The sequence below is a fragment of the Trebonia kvetii genome (genome assembly GCF_007827045.1).
Classification (GTDB): Bacteria; Actinomycetota; Actinomycetes; order Streptosporangiales; family Streptosporangiaceae; genus Trebonia; species Trebonia kvetii.
The window spans coordinates 426956-443100 of sequence record NZ_RPFW01000003.1 but is presented as its reverse complement, the minus strand read 5'-3'; the positions used below and the strand labels follow the sequence as shown (position 1 = coordinate 443100).

Annotated in this window: 15 protein-coding genes and 1 pseudogene; 12 read left to right on the top strand and 4 right to left on the bottom strand. The window is 68.7% G+C overall.

What is annotated here, in order from left to right; all coding sequences use genetic code 11:
- Nucleotides 1-138: 138 nt before the first annotated feature.
- Together EAS64_RS16875 and EAS64_RS45910 are read left to right on the top strand one after the other, a co-directional pair.
- Nucleotides 139-1803, top strand: coding sequence for an APC family permease (locus EAS64_RS16875; RefSeq protein ID WP_145853955.1), 1665 nt, complete (start codon nt 139-141; stop codon nt 1801-1803).
- Nucleotides 1804-2026: 223 nt separating this feature from the next.
- On the top strand, nt 2027-3742 hold the full coding sequence (locus EAS64_RS45910) for an APC family permease (RefSeq protein WP_145853954.1): 1716 nt from the start codon (nt 2027-2029) through the stop codon (nt 3740-3742).
- A 159-nt stretch (nt 3743-3901) separates the two neighbouring features.
- Here the strand turns inward: EAS64_RS45910 and EAS64_RS45905 are convergent.
- Nucleotides 3902-4048: pseudogene (locus tag EAS64_RS45905) on the bottom strand (S24/S26 family peptidase); the annotation flags it as partial.
- Between EAS64_RS45905 and EAS64_RS45900 the strand changes: the two are divergent.
- The 4 genes from EAS64_RS45900 to EAS64_RS16850 all read left to right on the top strand — a co-directional run bounded on the left by EAS64_RS45900 (nt 3992) and on the right by EAS64_RS16850 (nt 6198).
- Complete coding sequence (locus EAS64_RS45900; RefSeq protein WP_246115778.1) at nt 3992-4141, top strand: hypothetical protein; 150 nt, start codon at nt 3992-3994, stop codon at nt 4139-4141. The pseudogene EAS64_RS45905 and the gene EAS64_RS45900 sit on opposite strands and share 57 nt — an antisense overlap.
- Nucleotides 4142-4205: 64 nt before the next feature.
- Entirely contained in the window at nt 4206-4613 is a 408-nt protein-coding gene (gene sodN / locus EAS64_RS16860; RefSeq protein ID WP_145853953.1) for a superoxide dismutase, Ni, read from the top strand.
- Nucleotides 4614-4922: 309 nt separating this feature from the next.
- Entirely contained in the window at nt 4923-5342 is a 420-nt protein-coding gene (locus EAS64_RS16855; RefSeq protein WP_145853952.1) for an ATP-binding protein, read from the top strand.
- Between the two features lie 55 nt (nt 5343-5397).
- Nucleotides 5398-6198 carry an RNA polymerase sigma factor SigF gene (locus EAS64_RS16850; RefSeq protein ID WP_281283286.1) on the top strand — a complete coding sequence of 267 codons (801 nt, stop codon included), beginning with the start codon at nt 5398-5400 and terminating at the stop codon, nt 6196-6198.
- Nucleotides 6199-6233: 35 nt separating this feature from the next.
- Here the strand turns inward: EAS64_RS16850 and EAS64_RS16845 are convergent, their stop codons facing one another.
- Nucleotides 6234-6644, bottom strand: coding sequence for a hypothetical protein (locus tag EAS64_RS16845; RefSeq protein ID WP_145853951.1), 411 nt, complete (start codon nt 6642-6644; stop codon nt 6234-6236).
- A 38-nt stretch (nt 6645-6682) separates the two neighbouring features.
- Here EAS64_RS16845 and EAS64_RS16840 point away from each other — a divergent pair, with 38 nt between their 5' ends.
- Both EAS64_RS16840 and EAS64_RS16835 read left to right on the top strand, forming a co-directional pair.
- Complete coding sequence (locus tag EAS64_RS16840) at nt 6683-7606, top strand: diacylglycerol/lipid kinase family protein (RefSeq protein ID WP_145853950.1); 924 nt, start codon at nt 6683-6685, stop codon at nt 7604-7606.
- A 333-nt stretch (nt 7607-7939) separates the two neighbouring features.
- A complete protein-coding gene (locus tag EAS64_RS16835; RefSeq protein ID WP_145854822.1) occupies nt 7940-8194 on the top strand; it encodes a WhiB family transcriptional regulator in 255 nt (84 codons plus the stop codon).
- Between the two features lie 94 nt (nt 8195-8288).
- Here the strand turns inward: EAS64_RS16835 and EAS64_RS16830 are convergent, their stop codons facing one another.
- Nucleotides 8289-9815: a sensor histidine kinase gene (locus tag EAS64_RS16830; protein ID WP_145853949.1), complete on the bottom strand. Its 1527-nt coding sequence runs from the start codon at nt 9813-9815 to the stop codon at nt 8289-8291.
- 359 nt (nt 9816-10174) lie between these two features.
- Between EAS64_RS16830 and EAS64_RS16825 the strand changes: the two genes are divergently transcribed.
- The 4 genes from EAS64_RS16825 (at nt 10175) to EAS64_RS16810 (ending at nt 14793) form a co-directional block, all read left to right on the top strand.
- On the top strand, nt 10175-10936 hold the full coding sequence (locus tag EAS64_RS16825; RefSeq protein ID WP_145854820.1) for a GntR family transcriptional regulator: 762 nt from the start codon (nt 10175-10177) through the stop codon (nt 10934-10936).
- 200 nt (nt 10937-11136) lie between these two features.
- Complete coding sequence (locus tag EAS64_RS16820; RefSeq protein WP_145853948.1) at nt 11137-11457, top strand: DUF3311 domain-containing protein; 321 nt, start codon at nt 11137-11139, stop codon at nt 11455-11457.
- Nucleotides 11454-13097, top strand: coding sequence for a monocarboxylate uptake permease MctP (gene mctP, locus EAS64_RS16815; protein WP_145853947.1), 1644 nt, complete (start codon nt 11454-11456; stop codon nt 13095-13097). Before EAS64_RS16820 ends, mctP begins: the two co-directional genes overlap by 4 nt.
- Before the next feature lie 55 nt (nt 13098-13152).
- On the top strand, nt 13153-14793 hold the full coding sequence (locus EAS64_RS16810) for an acetolactate synthase (RefSeq protein ID WP_145853946.1): 1641 nt from the start codon (nt 13153-13155) through the stop codon (nt 14791-14793).
- A 72-nt stretch (nt 14794-14865) separates the two neighbouring features.
- Here the strand turns inward: EAS64_RS16810 and EAS64_RS16805 are convergent, their stop codons facing one another.
- On the bottom strand, nt 14866-16143 hold the full coding sequence (locus tag EAS64_RS16805; protein WP_145853945.1) for an HD-GYP domain-containing protein: 1278 nt from the start codon (nt 16141-16143) through the stop codon (nt 14866-14868).
- Nucleotides 16144-16145 lie beyond the last annotated feature (2 nt).

Here is a 16145-nt window from a genome sequence, read left to right as displayed (position 1 = left end):
GACTTCTCATACGTGATGAGGATCTCTACGATGTTCATCACTCTGCACAACTGAACGCTCACGAGCCCCCAGCGGAACCCGCGGGGGCGCGTGGCACGCCCTTTTGGGCACGATCGAGAAACGGAAGAGCTATCGATCATGGCAACTACGCTGTCACAGACTGTTAAGCCTGCTGACGTTGGCCTCAAGCGGGAGCTCGGGCTCATCGCGGCCATGTGGTCGTCCGAGACGTCGATCATCGGCTCGGGCTGGCTGCTCGGGTCGTTCGCGGCCGCGCAGCTTGTCGGCAGCGCCGCGATCATCGACTGGGTACTCGGCGCCATCGCGGCCATCCTGCTTGCGCTGGTCCACGCCGAGCTCGGCGCGATGTACCCGGTGGCCGGCGGCACGGCCCGGTTCCCCCACCTGGCGTTCGGCCCCGGCGCGGGCATCTCGTTCGGCTTCTTCTCCTGGCTGCAGGCGGTCACGGTGCCGCCGATCGAGGCCTACGCGGTGATCCACTACGCCGGCTACTACTGGAAGGCGATCTACGACCCGAACGCCCACGGCGGGAGCGGCAACGTTACCCACCTGGGCTTCGTGATGGAGATCGTGCTGATGCTGATCTTCACCGCGCTGAACTTCCTGCCGATGCGGATCTACGGCCCCTTCTACACCATCGTCACGTGGTGGAAGGTCATCATCCCGGTCGTCACCATCATCATCCTGTTCACCAAGTTCAACGGCGGGAACTTCTCCGCCGGCGGCGGCTTCTTCCCCACCGGGGTGAGCTGGAAGGACCTGTTCGGCGCGCTGCCAGGCGCGGGCATCGTGTTCGCCTACCTCGGCTTCGAGCAGGCGGACCAGCTCGCGGGCGAGATCAAGAACCCGCAGCGCAACCTGCCGATCGCGATCGTCGGGTCGATCATCATCGGCGCGGTCATCTACATCCTGCTGCAGATCGTGCTCATCGGCGCCACCCCGGCAAGCCTGCTCACCGGCAAGGGCTTCGCCGGCATCGCGTCGAGCAACGCGGTCGCGCTCGCGCCGTTCGCCGCGCTGGCAGGGCTCGGCGGCTTCAGCTGGCTGGCCGGACTGCTCCGGGTGGACGCGTTCATCTCACCCGGCGGCACCGGCGCCATCTACAACACCTCCACCTCGCGTGTGGCCTTCGGCCTGGCGCGGAACCGGTACTTCCCGTCGATCTTCGCCTCCGTGGACAGGAACGGCGTCCCGTGGTTCGGCATGGTCACCGCGTTCCTCTTCGGCCTGGTCTTCACCTTCCCGTTCCCGAGCTGGCACTCGCTTGTCGGCCTGGTCACCTCCGCCAGCGTGCTGATGTACGCGGGCGCGCCGCTATCCGTTGGCGCGCTGCGCTACCGGCTGCCCGGGGCGGACCGGCCGTTCCGGCTGCCCGCCGCGTCGGTGATCTCGCCGCTCTCGTTTGTCGTCGCCAGCCTGATCATCTACTGGTCAGACTTCGAGACGCTGTGGAAGCTGGGCATCGCGATCATCCTCGGCTACATCGCCATCGGGATGTACAACTCGGACCGCCCGGGCATGCCCAAGATCAACTGGAGGAAGTCGGCCTGGCTCGGCGCCTACCTCCTCGGCATGGGCATCATCTCCTGGCAGGGCGCCTACGGCCCGGACAACACCGGACGTCTGCTCTACCCGTGGGACATCCTGGTCGTCGCGCTTTTCAGCCTGGCGATCTACTTCTGGGCGGTCTACGAGGGCTCGCAGACCACCGAGGAGATCGAGGAGCGGATCGCCGAGCAGGCGGCACCGGCCGAGGAAGAGGCGGAAGGCGCTGCCGCCTAGCCCCGGCTGGCTGTTAGCGTCAACGCTAAAGGCCCTGTCCCGCTGGCAAGCGGGACAGGGCCTTTACGTTTGCCGACAAGCAAGACTGACAGTTAAGTCACAGAGAGTACTGGAGTAATTACGGTTAGTGGGGTTATCGTCTGAGGTTAATGGCGAGCAGGCCTGGTAGCTAGTCCGCTCTTGTGAAGGCTCACTGCTCGGCAGCTGAGAAGGGAGCTCCGTCATGGCTGCTGAAACCGGGTCAACCGGGACCTACAAGACTGGGACCGGAACCGGCACGCCCCCGACCGCCACGAAGCCGACCGACGTCGGCCTCCGGCGGGAGATGGGGCTGATCGGGGCCACCTGGGCCTCGGAGACCTCGATCATCGGCTCCGGCTGGCTGTTCGGCGCCTGGCTGGCCGCGGCGGCGGCCGGCACGGCGGCGCTGCTCGGCTGGGTCATCGCGGGCGTCGCGGTCATCATCCTCGCGCTCGTCCATGCCGAGCTTGGCGCGATGTACCCGGTGGCCGGCGGCACCGCGCGCTTCCCGCACTACGCATACGGCAGCGTCGCGGGCATCTCGTTCGGCTTCTTCTCGTGGGTGCAGGCGCTCACGGTAGCTCCGATCGAGTGCTTCGCGGTCATGCAGTACGCCTCCTACTACTGGCACAGCGTCTACAACACCACGACAGGCATCACCACGGGGCTCGGCTACGCGATGACCGTCATCCTGATGGCGATGTTCACCGCGCTCAACTTCTTCGCCATGCGGCTGTTCAGCAAGGTAAACGCCGGCATCACCTGGTGGAAGGTCGCGATTCCCGTCTTCGCCATCATCGTGCTGTTCACCCAGTTCAAGTCCAGCAACTTCGGCTCGCACGGCGGCTTCATGCCGTACGGCATCAAGGCGCTGTTCGGCGCGATACCGTCGGCCGGAATCGTGTTCGCCTACCTGGGCTTCGAGCAGGCCGACCAGCTCGCCGGCGAGATCAAGAACCCGCAGCGGAACCTGCCGCGGGCGATCATCTTCGCGATCCTGATCGGCACCTTGATCTACGTCCTGCTGCAGGTCGTCTACATCGGCGCGCTGACGCCCAGCCTGCTCTCCCACGGCTGGGCGGCCACTGGGAACGATCCGGGCCTCACCTCCGGGCCGTTCGCGTTCGTCGCGGGGGCGGTGGCACTCGGCTGGCTGGCGACCCTGCTGCGGATCGACGCGGTCGTCTCACCGTTCGGCACCGGGCTGATCTACGTGACCTCCACCTCACGTGTCGGGTACGGCCTGGCGAGAAACCGGTACTTCCCGCAGATCTTCGCAAAGGTCGACAAGCGCGGCATCCCGTGGGTCAGCCTCATCCTGGCCTTCGTGTTCGGCCTGCTGTTCCTGCTGCCGTTCCCGAGCTGGAAGTCCCTGGTCGGTCTTGTCACATCCGCGAGCGTGCTGATGTACGCGGGCGCGCCGCTGTCGCTCGGCGCGTTCCGGCGTCAGGTCCCGGACGCGGACCGTCCGTACCGGCTGCCGTGGGCGATGGTGGTGTCGCCGCTGGCGTTCATCATCGCCAACCTGATCATCTACTGGTCCGGCTTCGAGGTGCTGTGGAAGCTCGGCATCGTGCTGGTGATCGGCTACGTGCTAATCGGCATCTCGATGGCGTTCGATCCGAAGCGTCCGCCGCTCGACTGGAAGTCGGCCACCTGGCTGCCGGTCTACCTCATCGGCATGGGCATCATCTCCTGGCAGGGCCAGTACAACGGCGCGGCGTCAAGCGACAAGCACCCGCTGCCGCCGACGAGCACAGGCAACCTTCCGTTCTGGTGGGACATGCTCGTGGTGGCCGGGTTCAGCCTGGCGATCTACTTCTGGGCGATGGCGGCGCGGCTGCCGCGTCAGGAGATGCTGGACCTGGTCAACCGGCAGGCCGGCGACGACGAGCTGCCCGAGGCGCCGCGGCACTGATCGGGAGCACGGGTATCCGGTGGAGTCAGCCGCTCCCGTTCGGGATAAATCCGGCGATCGGCGCGGCTGACCGCGACGCAGCGGCCAGTAGCGGACGAGCACCACCGCGACGATGTTCTCCCGCGGCACCGCGCCGAAGTGCGCGCTGTCCGCCGCGCCCGCGGCGAACGGGTTGTCCGACGCCAGCCACCAGCCACCGCCCTCGCGCCATGCCACCCGCTTAACCAGCAGGAAGCCCGGACGGTCCGGATGCCAGGCGAGCACCACCTGACCGGGGCGTACCCGCGTGGTGCGGCGGGCGAGCAGCCAGTCGCCCGGGTGAAGTCCCGGCAGCATGGACCGCTCGGCGACGGCCACCCGCAGCAGCGGCCAGCGCTTGAGGCAGGCGCGCACGTTTAACTCCAACCAGGCAGAGTAGTGTCGGATCCGAAACCTTTACTGATCGTACGGAGAAAGGGAATCGATGAGGCTGCTCACCCGGCTGCTCGCGCCGAAGTCCGTCGCCCACGCCCACTGTGACCTGCCCTGCGGCGTTTACGACCCCGCCCAGGCGATGATCGAGGCGCAGTCCGTCAAGGCGATCGCGGAGAAGTACGCCGCCAACGAGGACCCGGCGTTCCGGGCCCGCGCGATCCTTATCAAGGAGCAGCGCTCCGAGCTTGTCAAGCACCACCTGTGGGTGCTGTGGACGGACTACTTCAAGCCGCCGCACTTCGAGAAGTACCCGCAGCTGCACACCCTGTTCAACGAGGCCACCAAGCTGGCAGGGGCCGGCGGCACCAAGGGCTCCGTCGACGTCGAGACGGCCGACAAGCTGCTCGCCAAGATCGAGGAGATCTCCAAGATCTTCTGGGAAACCAAGCAGTCTTAACCCGGGGGACGACCCCCCGGCCCCCGGTGTCCGTGCGGACGGGCCCGATCGCGAAAACCGCGATCTTATCGGGCCCGTCCGCACGGACAAGGGCTGCGGGGAGGGACCCGATCCTCACCGCTAGACTGCGTGGAGGCTCCCATCCCCTGCAGAACTCTGCGGGGGGATGATGGAAACGTTTGCAACGCGGCAGTACCACCCCCCCTTCGCTTGGCGGGTGGTGCTGCCGCGTTCTGTTTCTGGGACACGGTAAGTTGCAATCAGTGGCCGGCACATCGCGCCGGCCCGCTAGCTGACCGACGGAGAGACGTGACCGAAGACACCGCCGCGGCAACCGCGCCCCCTGGGGGGCGCGATACCGCAGATTACGTGCAGGTCAAGATGCCGGCCGAGAGCGCCTATCTGTCCGTGCTGCGCACCGCCGCCGCCGGGCTCGCCGCCCGGCTTGACTTCACCCTCGACGAGATCGAGGACCTGCGCATCGCGATCGACGAGGCATGCGCGATGCTGCTGGCCCAGGCCATTCCAGGCACCGATCTTGAGTGCGTCTTCGAGCTCGGCGCCGACCTGGTGACCATCACCGTGTCGGTAACCGCCGCGGAGCCGCGGAAGCCCGCCAGGGACACGTTCGCGTGGACCGTGCTTTCCGCGCTCGCCGGCTCGGTCGACTCAAGGCTCGGACCCGACGACCGTGTCTCGATCGTCCTCGCCAAGCGCCGGGGCGGATGAGTTGAGCAGCGAATACGAGGTCCAGGTGACTGACGAGTTCGAGGTTGAGGTGACGGTGACCGAGGAACTGCCGCCGCCGCCGCGGTCTGAGCACTCATCACCCGACCGGACGCAGGCGAGGGAGCTTTTCGAGCGGCTCGCCGTGCTGCCCGCCGATGACCCCGAGCGCGCCAGGATCAGGGCCACCCTGGTCGAGCTGCACCTGCCGCTCGTCGAGTACCTTGCCAGGCGGTTCCGCAACCGGGGCGAGTGGCTCGACGACCTCACGCAGGTCGCCACCATCGGGCTTATCAAGTCCATCGACCGGTTCGACCTGGAGCGCGGCGTGGAGTTCTCCACCTACGCCACGCCGACCATCGTGGGCGAGATCAAGCGGCACTTCAGGGACAAGGGCTGGGCCGTGCGCGTGCCGCGCCGGCTGCAGGAGCTCAAGCTGTCGCTGACCAAGGCGATCGGCGAGCTGGCACAGCGGGAGGGCCGCGCGCCCACGGTCAGCGAGCTGGCCGCGCACCTGCAGATGTCGGAAGAAGAGGTGCTCGAGGGCCTGGAGTCGGCCAACGCCTACTCCACCGTGTCGCTCGACGCACCCGACTCGGGCGACGAGGACGCGCCGGCCGTGGCCGACTCGCTCGGCATGATCGACGACGCGCTCGAGGGCGTGGAGTACCGCGAGTCGCTGAAGCCACTGCTCGAGCGGCTGCCGCCGCGGGAGAAGAAGATCCTGCTGCTGCGCTTCTTCGGCAACATGACTCAGTCGCAGATCGCCGCCGAGCTCGGCATCTCCCAGATGCACGTGTCCCGGCTGCTGGCCAGGACACTCGCGCAGCTGCGGGAAGGCCTCACCGTCGACGACTGACGGAGACGAATGGCAGAGACGACTGACGGAGCAGCCTACTGACGGCTGACCTGATGCGTCAGGGCCCGCAGGCTGGCCGGCGCCAACAGCCCGGCAAGGCCGGCGACGGCGAGCAGCAGCGCGGGGATTCCCCAGCCGATGCGGCCCGCCTGGATCAGCCAGATGCCCACGATGCCGGTGAACAGCTGGATCATCACCGCCGGCGTCCTGCTCCACGGCCGGACCCGGTAAATGCCAAGCGCGACCAGGGCCATGCCAATGGCCAGGACGGCCTCGAGCGCGATGAACGCGATCGCGTTCGAGGTCGTCCAGGCGCGGCCAGCGGCCGAGTCGATCGCGTTGAGCACGATCACCGCGCACAGCGCTGCCGCCTCGGCCGCGACGGCTGCCGCGGCCAGCAGAAGCATCCGCGCACCAGGAACGTTGCCGGCAAAACGCATACCCATAGTCTCGCATCCTTCCGGGCACCGTTAGCCTGGGCAACGTGCGCGCGCTGCTGATCATCAATCCCCGCGCGACTTCCATGAGCGGCCGGGACGCCGGCCTGGTCGTCCGCGCGCTTGGCTCCAGGCTGGAGCTCGATACCAGGCAGACACAATATCGCGGCCACGCGGGCAAGCTCGCCGCCGCCTCGGCGGCCGAAGGCTACGAGCTGGTCGTCACGTTCAGCGGTGACGGGACTGTTAACGAGGTGGTCAACGGGCTGATGCGGGTGCCAGAGGGGCTGGAGCGGCCCGCGCTCGCGCCCATTCCGGGCGGCGGCGCCAATGTGTTCGCCCGCACTCTGGGCGTGCCCCCGGACGCGGGCCACGCGGTGCCGCGAATTCTCGCCTCGGTCGAGCGCGGCGTGCGGCGCAAGATCGGGCTCGGCCTGGCGGGCGACCGCTACTTCACCTTCAGCGCCGGCCTTGGTATCGACGCGGAGGTCATGGGCGACATCGAGCGCCAGCGGGCCCGCGGGCGGCGCGCCTCGGTCGGCACGTACCTGCGGACCGCCGTGCGCCACTACTACAGCACCGACCGGCGCCGTCCCGCGCTGACGCTGCGCGTCCCCGGCCAGCCGCCGCTCGACGGCCTGTTCATGGGCGTCGTCACCAACAGCTCGCCGTGGACCTACCTGGGCCGCCACCCGGTGCGCCCGGCTCATTCGGACTTCAGCTCAGGGCTCGACCTGTTCGCGCTGCGCCGGCTGCGGACGCTGACCACGCTGGCGGCGCTCTCGCACATGATGCAGTCAAACCACGACGAGCTCCCCTCGGGGCGGGACGTGGTCAGCGCGTCCGCGCTCGACGAGCTCGCGTTCGAGGCAGACCGCCCGATCGCGTACCACATCGACGGCGAGTACCTCGGTGAGACCGAATCGGTGGCGTTCCGGTTTGTACCTGACGCGCTGTGTGTTGTAGCGTGACGTAACTCTCGTCTTGTGACGGATCTGACATCGATTTCCGGCTACCGGTTGGCCGCGCCCTCTTGCGCTTGGCACGGAGCTGTTGAGAGGCTAGTGCACGTGCCTGGGGCGGCACTTTCCCGCGTGTCCGTACACGGCTGACGCGGGAACGCCAGCCTCCGGATCGTGGCCGGGCCGCACAGCCGGCCAGGGTTCGTGCTGGCACTACAAGTTCGGGAATACCACGGTGTTCCTGATATATCGCTTAGCTCGTGAATTACTTCACAAGCACAAGGTGGCGTGTGGCGGACCTCACAGATGACCCGCCGCTACGCCGAGAAGGAGTTGGACACCATGGACTGGCGCCACATCGCCGCCTGTCGTGAGGTAGATCCAGAACTGTTCTTTCCCATTGGAACAAGCGGGCCTGCGATCTTCCAGATTGAAGAAGCCAAGCAGGTCTGCCGACGGTGCACCGTCATCGACGAGTGCCTCCGCTGGGCCATCGACTCCGGCCAGGATGCCGGCGTCTGGGGTGGCATGAGCGAGGACGAGCGGCGGGCGCTCAAGCGCCGGACGCTGCGCCTGCGCGCCAGGGCTGGCGTCTAGCCGGTCCTCAAGCCGCCCGGTCCTCAACAAACAGGGCAACGCGGCTTGCCGCGGCCGGGGACGGGGATTGCCCGCCCCCGGGCAATCGGCGCAGTCAGCGCAACCCTGTCACCGGTTCGCTTGACTCGTACCTGACGGGCAGGTCGACAACCGCGATCGTGCCGCCTCCCGGGCGCGGCCGCAGGCTGATCTGGCCGCCAAGCTCCCCCTCCACGAGCGTTCTGACGATCTGGAGGCCGAGGCTCGTGGTGTTCTCCAGGTTGAATCCCGGTGGCAGCCCGGCTCCGCTGTCGGTTACCGTGACCGTGAGCAGCTCCGGCGCACGGGCCGCGAGCACCTCGATGATCCCCGCGTCACCGCCTGGCGGGCGGTGCGCCGGGCCGAACCCGTGCTGCAGGGCGTTCTGCAGCAGCTCGGTGAGCACCAGGGCGAGTGGCGTCGCGACCGTCGCGGGCAGCATGCCGAACTGACCGGTGATCTTCGGCGTCACCCGCACCTCGGGCGAGGACACCTCGCCGGCCATCATCGCCACCCGGTCCGCGATGTCGTCGAAGTCCACGATCTCCTCGGGCGCGTGGGACAGGGTTTCGTGCACGATTGCGATCGACCCGACCCGGCGCACCGCCTCCTGGAGCGCGGCACGAGCCTCGGGTGCCTGGAGCCTCCTGGCCTGCAGGCGGAGCAGCGCGGCGACGGTCTGCAGGTTGTTCTTCACCCGGTGATGGATCTCCCTGATCGTCGCCTCCTTGGTCAGCAGCTCGCGCTCCCGGCGGCGCAGCTCTGTCACGTCCCTGACAAGGACGAGCGCGCCGGTGCGCTGACCCCCCACAACGAGCGGGATCCCGCGGAGCTGCACCACGGTGCCGTTCACGTCGATCTCGGTCTCCCGCGGCGCCTTGCCGCGCGCCACCGGCATCAGGGACTCGTCCACCGGCGCGGCTGACGCCGCGAGCTGCGCCGTGGCGTTGCCGAGCTCGATGCCCATCAGGTCTGCGGACAGCCCGAGCCTGCGGTACGCGGACTGCGCGTTGGGGCTGGCGAACGTCACCCGCCCGGCCGCGTCGAGCCGGAGCAGGCCGTCGCCGACGCGCGGCGAACGGACAAGCGTGGTGTCGTAGCCCGGGTAGGGAAACGTTCCCTCCGCCACCATGCGTGCCAGGTCGTCGGCGCCCGCCAGGTAGGTCAGCTCGAGGCGGCTCGGCGTGCGCGCGCCGTTCAGGTTGGTCGACCGCTCGATGACCGCGATCACCCGCTCGTCCCTCGTCACCGGGATGGCCTCGGCCCGCACCGGGACGCCCGATGTCCAGTCGGGGTCGCTCTCCCGGTGGATGCGCCGCTCGGCCCGCGCGGTGTCAAGCACCGGCCGCTCTCCCGGCGCCACCTGGGTGCCCACCACGTCGTCGGGGAACGAGGTCGGCCCGGTGGTCGGCCGCATCTGCGCCACCGCCACCCAGCCCGGGTCCTGCTCGCCCTCGGGCGCGCGCAGCGGCACCCAGAGAATGAGGTCGGCGAACGACAGGTCGGCGAGCAGCTGCCAGTCCGAGACGAGGGAGTGGAGCCACTCCAGCTCGGCGCCGGACAGGCCGGTCAGGTTCCTTGCGAGGTCGGTGAGCGTCGGCACCTCCCCATGATGCCATGACGCGCCCGGGTAGATTTTCCGCCTCCGGGCATGACCTGGCATATGCGCAGATGCGCAGTCCTTCCCCAGACCGAGGCGGCATACGGCACACGTTCCGCCTACCGGGACATATGTGGCATAGCACCGCAGGTCCGGTGCGATAATGACGGACCCGCTTTCGGTTTGCGCACGGCGGCCCGACAAAATCGCATTTTTTGCGACCGGGCGGACGGGCGCGAACATCGGGGGGTTCGGGGGGTCGCTCCCCCGGAGAAAAACTGTCATCATGGCCGGAATACCGCAACAGCGGGGAGGTATAGCACATGACCGCGTTCCCGATGCCGGCCGAGGACAACGATGCCATGCCGAGTGCGCTCGGCGATGTCGCGTCCGCTTCGCCGGCCGCCCTGCTGCGGCTGCCCAAGTACTACCAGGTAAAAAAGCAGCTGCTTGACTTCACCGCGGCCATGTCGCCCGGCAGCCCGGTCCCGCCGGAACGGGAGCTCGCCCGGCTATACGGAACTTCCCGCACCACCGTCAGGCAGGCGCTCGCCGAGCTTGTCATCGAGGGGCGCCTGCTGCGGATGCAGGGCAAGGGCACCTTCGTCGCCAAGCCCAAGGTCGCACAGCCGCTCGAGCTTGCCAGCTACACCGAGGGGATGCGGCAGCACGGCCTGCACCCGCAGACCAAGATCCTCGACATCGGCTACGTCACCGCGGACGAGGAGCTCGCCGAGCTGCTCGACGTGCGCCCCGGCGGGCGGCTGCTGCGCATCCACCGGCTGCGGCTCGCCGACGGCGAGCCGATGTCCATCGACACCTCGCACCTGCCCGCACGCCGGTTTCCCGGCCTGCGGCGGCAGCTCGAGCGGCACGCGTCGCTGTACGAGACACTCCGCACCGGGTACGGCATACAGCTCGCCGAGGCTGAGGAGACGATCGAGACCGTGCTCGCCGACCCGCACGACGCGCGCCTGCTCGACGTGGACCCGGGCATCCCGCTGCTGCTGCTGTCCAGGCACGCGATCGACACCACCGGTGAGCCCGTTGAATGGGCACAGTCCTGGTACCGCGGCGATCGGTACAAGTTCATCACCAGGCTCCGTCGCAACCCGGAGTTCTGAGCCAGCAGGGACCGTCACGCCATATTGGTCCCGTCTCTTGGTGGCACTCGCGGCAGGCGCTGAAGGCGCTCTTATCCCACTCAGAGCGTCTGCAATCTATTGGGTGCAAACCATTGCATAATTAGCCTTATAGGCGCAACATGATTGCATTCCCGTGATCTCCATCACATCCACCCGTGCGAGGACGCCGAGAGGACCTGATGAATCAGCCGAGTGCAACCCCCAGCGCACCAAGAGGCCCGCACGATCCCGCGCTCAATCAGGCGAAGAATCCGGTAGCCGCCCACCCAATCACCTCAGCCGCCATCTTCGTCTTGGTGGCCGGGGCGATCTGCGGCACGCTGATCGTCCCGATCTACGCCCATGTCACGCCGAAGATCGGTGACTTCCCCTTCTTCTACTTCTACCTCCTCGCCTACATGCCGGTCGTGGCGATCGCGCTCTGGCTCGCCAGCCTGCTGCAGCGCAGGCTGGCAACGCCGGCCGGCAGCAGCGGCAGCGATGCGGAGGTCGCGCTATGAGCAACGTCAACACCGTCGTGTTCACGATCGTCCTCGTCCTCTTCGCCATCGTCACCGTGGTCGGCTTCACCGCCGGCCGCTGGCGGCGCGCGGAGAACATGCTGCACCTGAACGAGTGGGGGCTGGCGGGCCGGGGCTTCGGCACGTTCATCACGTGGTTCCTGCTCGGCGGCGACCTCTACACCGCCTACACGTTCATCGCGGTTCCCGCGCTGGTGTTCGGCTCGGGTTCGATCGGCTTCTTCGCGGTCTCCTACACGATCATGGCGTACCCGATCGCGTTCATCTTCCTGCCCAGGCTGTGGTCGGTTTGCCGGGTGCACAACTGGGTCACGCCCGGCGACTTCATCCGGGGCAGGTACGGCTCACGCGGGCTGGCGCTTGCCATGGCCTTCACCGGCATTCTCGCGCTGATGCCGTATATCGCGCTGCAGCTCGTTGGCATCCAGTCGGTCCTCACCGTCATGGGGGTCAACGCCAGCTCGACCAACACCTACGTGAAGGACCTGCCGCTGTTCGTCGCGTTCGTGGTGCTGGCGATCTACACGATGGTCTCCGGGCTGCGCGCGCCTGCCGCGATCGCGTTCATCAAGGACACGCTCATCTACGTGTTCGTCCTCGTGGCCGTGTTCTACATCCCGACCAGGCTGGGCGGCTGGGGGCACATCTTCGGTAACGCGCAGACGCACTTCGCGTCGATCAGCCCGGCGACGAAGAAGCCACTCGGCACGTTCATCCCCACCACCAAGTCCACCGGCAGCACCCAGTTCGATTTCGCGACACTGGCGCTCGGCTCCGCCATCGCGCTGTTCTTGTACCCGCACATCATCACGGGCACGCTGGCCTCGAAGCGGCGCAGCATGATCAAGCGGAACATGTCGCTGCTTCCCGCCTACTCGGTCTTGCTCGGCCTGATCGCGCTGTTCGGTTACATGGCGGTCGCCGACCCGGTCACGGCGGCGAACGTCAAGAAGGCGGGCAACGCACAGCTCGCGGTCCCGTACCTGTTCCAGCACATGTTCCCGAGCTGGTTCACCGGCATCGCCTTCGCCGGCATCATCATCGGCGCCCTGGTGCCCGCCGCGATCATGGCGATCGCGGCCGCGAACCTGTTCACCCGCAACATCTTCAAGGAGTTCTTCAAGCCGGACGCGAGTCCGGCGCTTGAGACCAGGATGTCGCAGTGGGCGTCGCTGGTGATCAAGTTCGGCGCACTGGTGTTCGCGGTCGAACTGCCGCACACGTTCTCCATCAACCTGCAGCTGCTCGGCGGCGTCTGGATACTGCAAGTCGCCCCGATGCTGGTCGGCGGCCTGTACACGCGGTGGTTCCACCGCTGGGCGCTGCTTGCCGGCTGGCTCGCCGGCATGATCTACGGCACGCTCGCCGCGTACAACGTCAAGAACGCGACCACCTCGCACTGGGCGTCGTCGTCCGACATCGTGTTCGGGCACACCGTCTACATCGGATTCACCGCGGTCATCATCAACGCCGTGATCGCGGTGATACTGACGCTCGTCCTCAGGGCCGCCAAGGCGCCAGAAGGCACCGACGAGACCCTCCCGCACCACTACACCGCAGACCCGGAACAGGCCCCAGCCCCGACGCCGGCCAGCGTCGGTGCGGGCGTGGACGGATAAGGCTTGACCCAGCTGGCTCTCCACAAACCCTTGACGCACGGGTAACGTCACCTCGGTGAGTTCTCTATCTGGACACGCGGGCGCGCACGCCGTCGCCGTCGCGCAGCGGTACGGCGTGACGGCCATGTTCACCCTGTCCGGCGGGCATGTGTTCCCGCTGTACGACGGCGCGGTCAAGGCGGATCCGCCGCTGCGCCTGGTCGACGTGCGGCACGAGCAGACGGCCGTCTTCGCGGCGGAGGGCACCGCCCGGCTCACCCGCACGCCCGGGCTCGCCGTTGTCACCGCGGGGCCCGGCGTCACCAACAGCGTGAGCGCCGTGACGTCGGCCTGGTTCAACGGCGCGCCGGTGGTGGTGCTCGGCGGCCGCGCCCCCGACCACCAGTGGGGCAGGGGCGCGCTCCAGGAGATGGACCACGTGCCGCTGCTCGCCCCGGTCACTAAGCGCTCCTGGACCGAGCACGCCACCGCCGCTGTCGCCGCGTCGGTCGACGAGGCGTTCCGGCTGGCGACAAGCCCGCACCGGGGCCCGGTGTTCTGCGACTTCCCGCTCGAAGCGATCTACGGTGAAGCCACCGTCGACTTCCCCGACAACGCCTGGTACGTGCCGGCGCAGCCCGACGGCGACGACGTGGCCAGGATCGCCGCACTGCTCGCCACGGCGCGCCGCCCCCTGCTCGTGCTCGGCTCCGACGTCTGGCTAGGCGGCGCGGAGGTGGCCGCGCGGACCTGCGCGGAGACCCTGCGGCTCCCGGTGATCGCGAACGGCCAGGCCCGCGGCGTGCTACCCGGCGGTCACTCGCTGCTTGCCAGCCGGGCCCGGTCGCTGGCGTTCGCCGAGGCCGACCTGGTGATCGTGGCCGGTGTCCCGCTGGACTTCCGGCTGCGCTACGGCTCGTTCGGCCCGAAGGAGGCACCCGCCTCCGTGGTCCACGTGGCGGACTCTCCCGGCGGCATCGCGACGCACTGCCAGCTCGCGGCCTCCGCGTCCGGTGACCTGTCGCTGTTCTTCATCGCCCTCATCGAGGCATGCGGCGCCCGCCCGGCGGGCGACATGGAGTGGCTGGCGCAACTGCGCGGCACGGCCCGCGCCGCGATCGCGGCCGACACCCCGCTGCTGGAGAGCGAGGCCACGCCGGTCCACCCGATGCGCGTCTACGGCGAGCTGCTGCGCCAGCTCGACGACGACGCGGTGGTGGTCGGCGATGGCGGGGACTTCGTCTCCTTCGCGGGCCGCCTCATCGAGCCGGCGTTCCCCGGACGGTGGCTGGACCCGGGGCCCTACGGCTGCCTGGGCACCGGCCTCGGCTACGCGACGGCGGCCAGGCTGGCGCATCCGGCGTCCCAGGTGGTGCTGATGCTCGGCGACGGCGCGGCGGGCCTGTCCCTGATGGATGTGGACACCCTAGTGCGGCACGACCTGCCGGTGGTCATGATCGTCGGCAATAACTCGGCCTGGGGCCTGGAGAAGGCGCCGATGCAGGCCCTGTACGGCTACGACGTGGCGGCGGACCTGCGACAGGAAACCAGGTACGACGAGGTGGTCCGCGCGCTCGGCGGCGCGGGCGAAATGGTAACCAGGCCCGGCGACATCGCCGCCGCGCTGCGGCGCGCCTTCGACGCCTCGGTCCCGTACCTGATCAACGTGATCACCGACGTGCGGGCGGAGTACCCGCGCGCCACCACGGGCGTGTAGCGGCGGCGAGCGCGGCTAGCCCGGGGGATGCGGCCCGGCCCTGGCCGGGAGCTCCGGCTGGTTCCGCGGGCGCTAGGCGGCGGTCCTGAGCACGAGGCGGCTGAGTGCCTCGACGACCCGCGGGTCGTACTCGGAGGCGGTGTCCAGGCGGAGCCGCTCCACCGCCTCCTTCGAGCGGACGGGGTCTGCCGAGCTGCCCACCAGGTCGTCGTACGCGTTGGCGGCGCGGATGATCCTGCTGGACAGCGGCGGCGGCAGGGACCTGTCGACGGGACGGCACGGGTCGGACTGCCGCCGCACGATGTCGGCCACCGTGTCGAGCACCTTCGCCTGCTGTATCACCTCGGCGCCGTACTCGGCGATGCGCCGCTGCTCCTCCCTGGCCACCAGGACGGTGGCACCGCCCGGCACCGGGTCGCGCAGCGACAGCTGACCGATGTCGTGCATCAGCGCCGCGTACTCGAGCTCGAGCAGCGCCGCCTCGGCCAGGCCGAGCTCCCGCCCTATCGCGACCGCCAGGCTGCTCACCCGCGCCGAGTGACCGGTCTCCACGTAGCCGCCGATCTCGGTGACCCGCGCCAGTGCCCGCACCGTCTGCAGGTAGGTGGCCCTGATCCCGGCGTACCTGCGCAGCGCCACCTGGGTGACGAGCAGCGGCGCGGCGAACACCGCGACCGCGGCGAGCCCCATGACCTCCGCGGCGAACGCGATGAGCAGCGCCGACGCGCCGGTCGCGGCGGCGATCGGGAACTGAACCCGCAGCTCGTCGCCGAGCGCCACGCCGAACCTGGTGCGCAGCGCGTCGGTCCTGATGAGCGCGCTCACCACCGACTCGAGGAGCCAGGCGAGCACGAAAAGAGCCAGCATGACGGGCAGCTGGGACCACCACCGGCTGCCGATAAGGCCGGCATTCGCGAGCGGCCGGAACGTCGCCGCGACGCACGCCACCGCGAGCAGCCGGGCGGACATGGCGGTGATCCTGGCCGGCCGCCCGACCGCGAGGTGCGGCAGCGCGCCGACGATCATCGCGAGCGCGGTAACCGCGATGACCTGCGCGGCACCAAGCCGCAGCGGGCTGTTGCCGATCTGCAGCACGAGCGCGTACGCCATCGCGCCCGCGGTGGCGATGGGCGCCGCCTCTCTGTCGCCCGGCAGGTTCAGCCGCAGCAGCTCGCCGAACGCGATCAGCGCGCCGAAGGCGAGCGCGGCGTGCACGTCGAGCACGCCGCTGACGGCGGTCTGCGCCACCGACCAGATGAGCAGCAGGCCGGCGAACGCGGCGAGCAGCCAGTGCCCGGAATCCAGGGCGTGCCGCGGCAGCCCGCGCAGCTCGTACCGAGGGCTGGCCATCG

What these genes read in the sequence shown, in the direction of transcription:
- EAS64_RS16820 (WP_145853948.1), top strand. Translation starts at nt 11,137, where the DNA reads ATGAATCAGCCGAGTGCAACCCCCAGCGCACCAAGAGGCCCGCACGAT.
- EAS64_RS16875 (WP_145853955.1), top strand. Translation starts at nt 139, where the DNA reads ATGGCAACTACGCTGTCACAGACTGTTAAGCCTGCTGACGTTGGCCTC.
- EAS64_RS16805 (WP_145853945.1), bottom strand. Translation starts at nt 16,143, where the DNA reads ATGGCCAGCCCTCGGTACGAGCTGCGCGGGCTGCCGCGGCACGCCCTG.
- EAS64_RS45910 (WP_145853954.1), top strand. Translation starts at nt 2,027, where the DNA reads ATGGCTGCTGAAACCGGGTCAACCGGGACCTACAAGACTGGGACCGGA.
- sodN (WP_145853953.1), top strand. Translation starts at nt 4,206, where the DNA reads ATGAGGCTGCTCACCCGGCTGCTCGCGCCGAAGTCCGTCGCCCACGCC.
- EAS64_RS16845 (WP_145853951.1), bottom strand. Translation starts at nt 6,644, where the DNA reads ATGGGTATGCGTTTTGCCGGCAACGTTCCTGGTGCGCGGATGCTTCTG.
- EAS64_RS16825 (WP_145854820.1), top strand. Translation starts at nt 10,175, where the DNA reads ATGCCGAGTGCGCTCGGCGATGTCGCGTCCGCTTCGCCGGCCGCCCTG.
- EAS64_RS16835 (WP_145854822.1), top strand. Translation starts at nt 7,940, where the DNA reads ATGGACTGGCGCCACATCGCCGCCTGTCGTGAGGTAGATCCAGAACTG.
- EAS64_RS45900 (WP_246115778.1), top strand. Translation starts at nt 3,992, where the DNA reads ATGCCAGGCGAGCACCACCTGACCGGGGCGTACCCGCGTGGTGCGGCG.
- mctP (WP_145853947.1), top strand. Translation starts at nt 11,454, where the DNA reads ATGAGCAACGTCAACACCGTCGTGTTCACGATCGTCCTCGTCCTCTTC.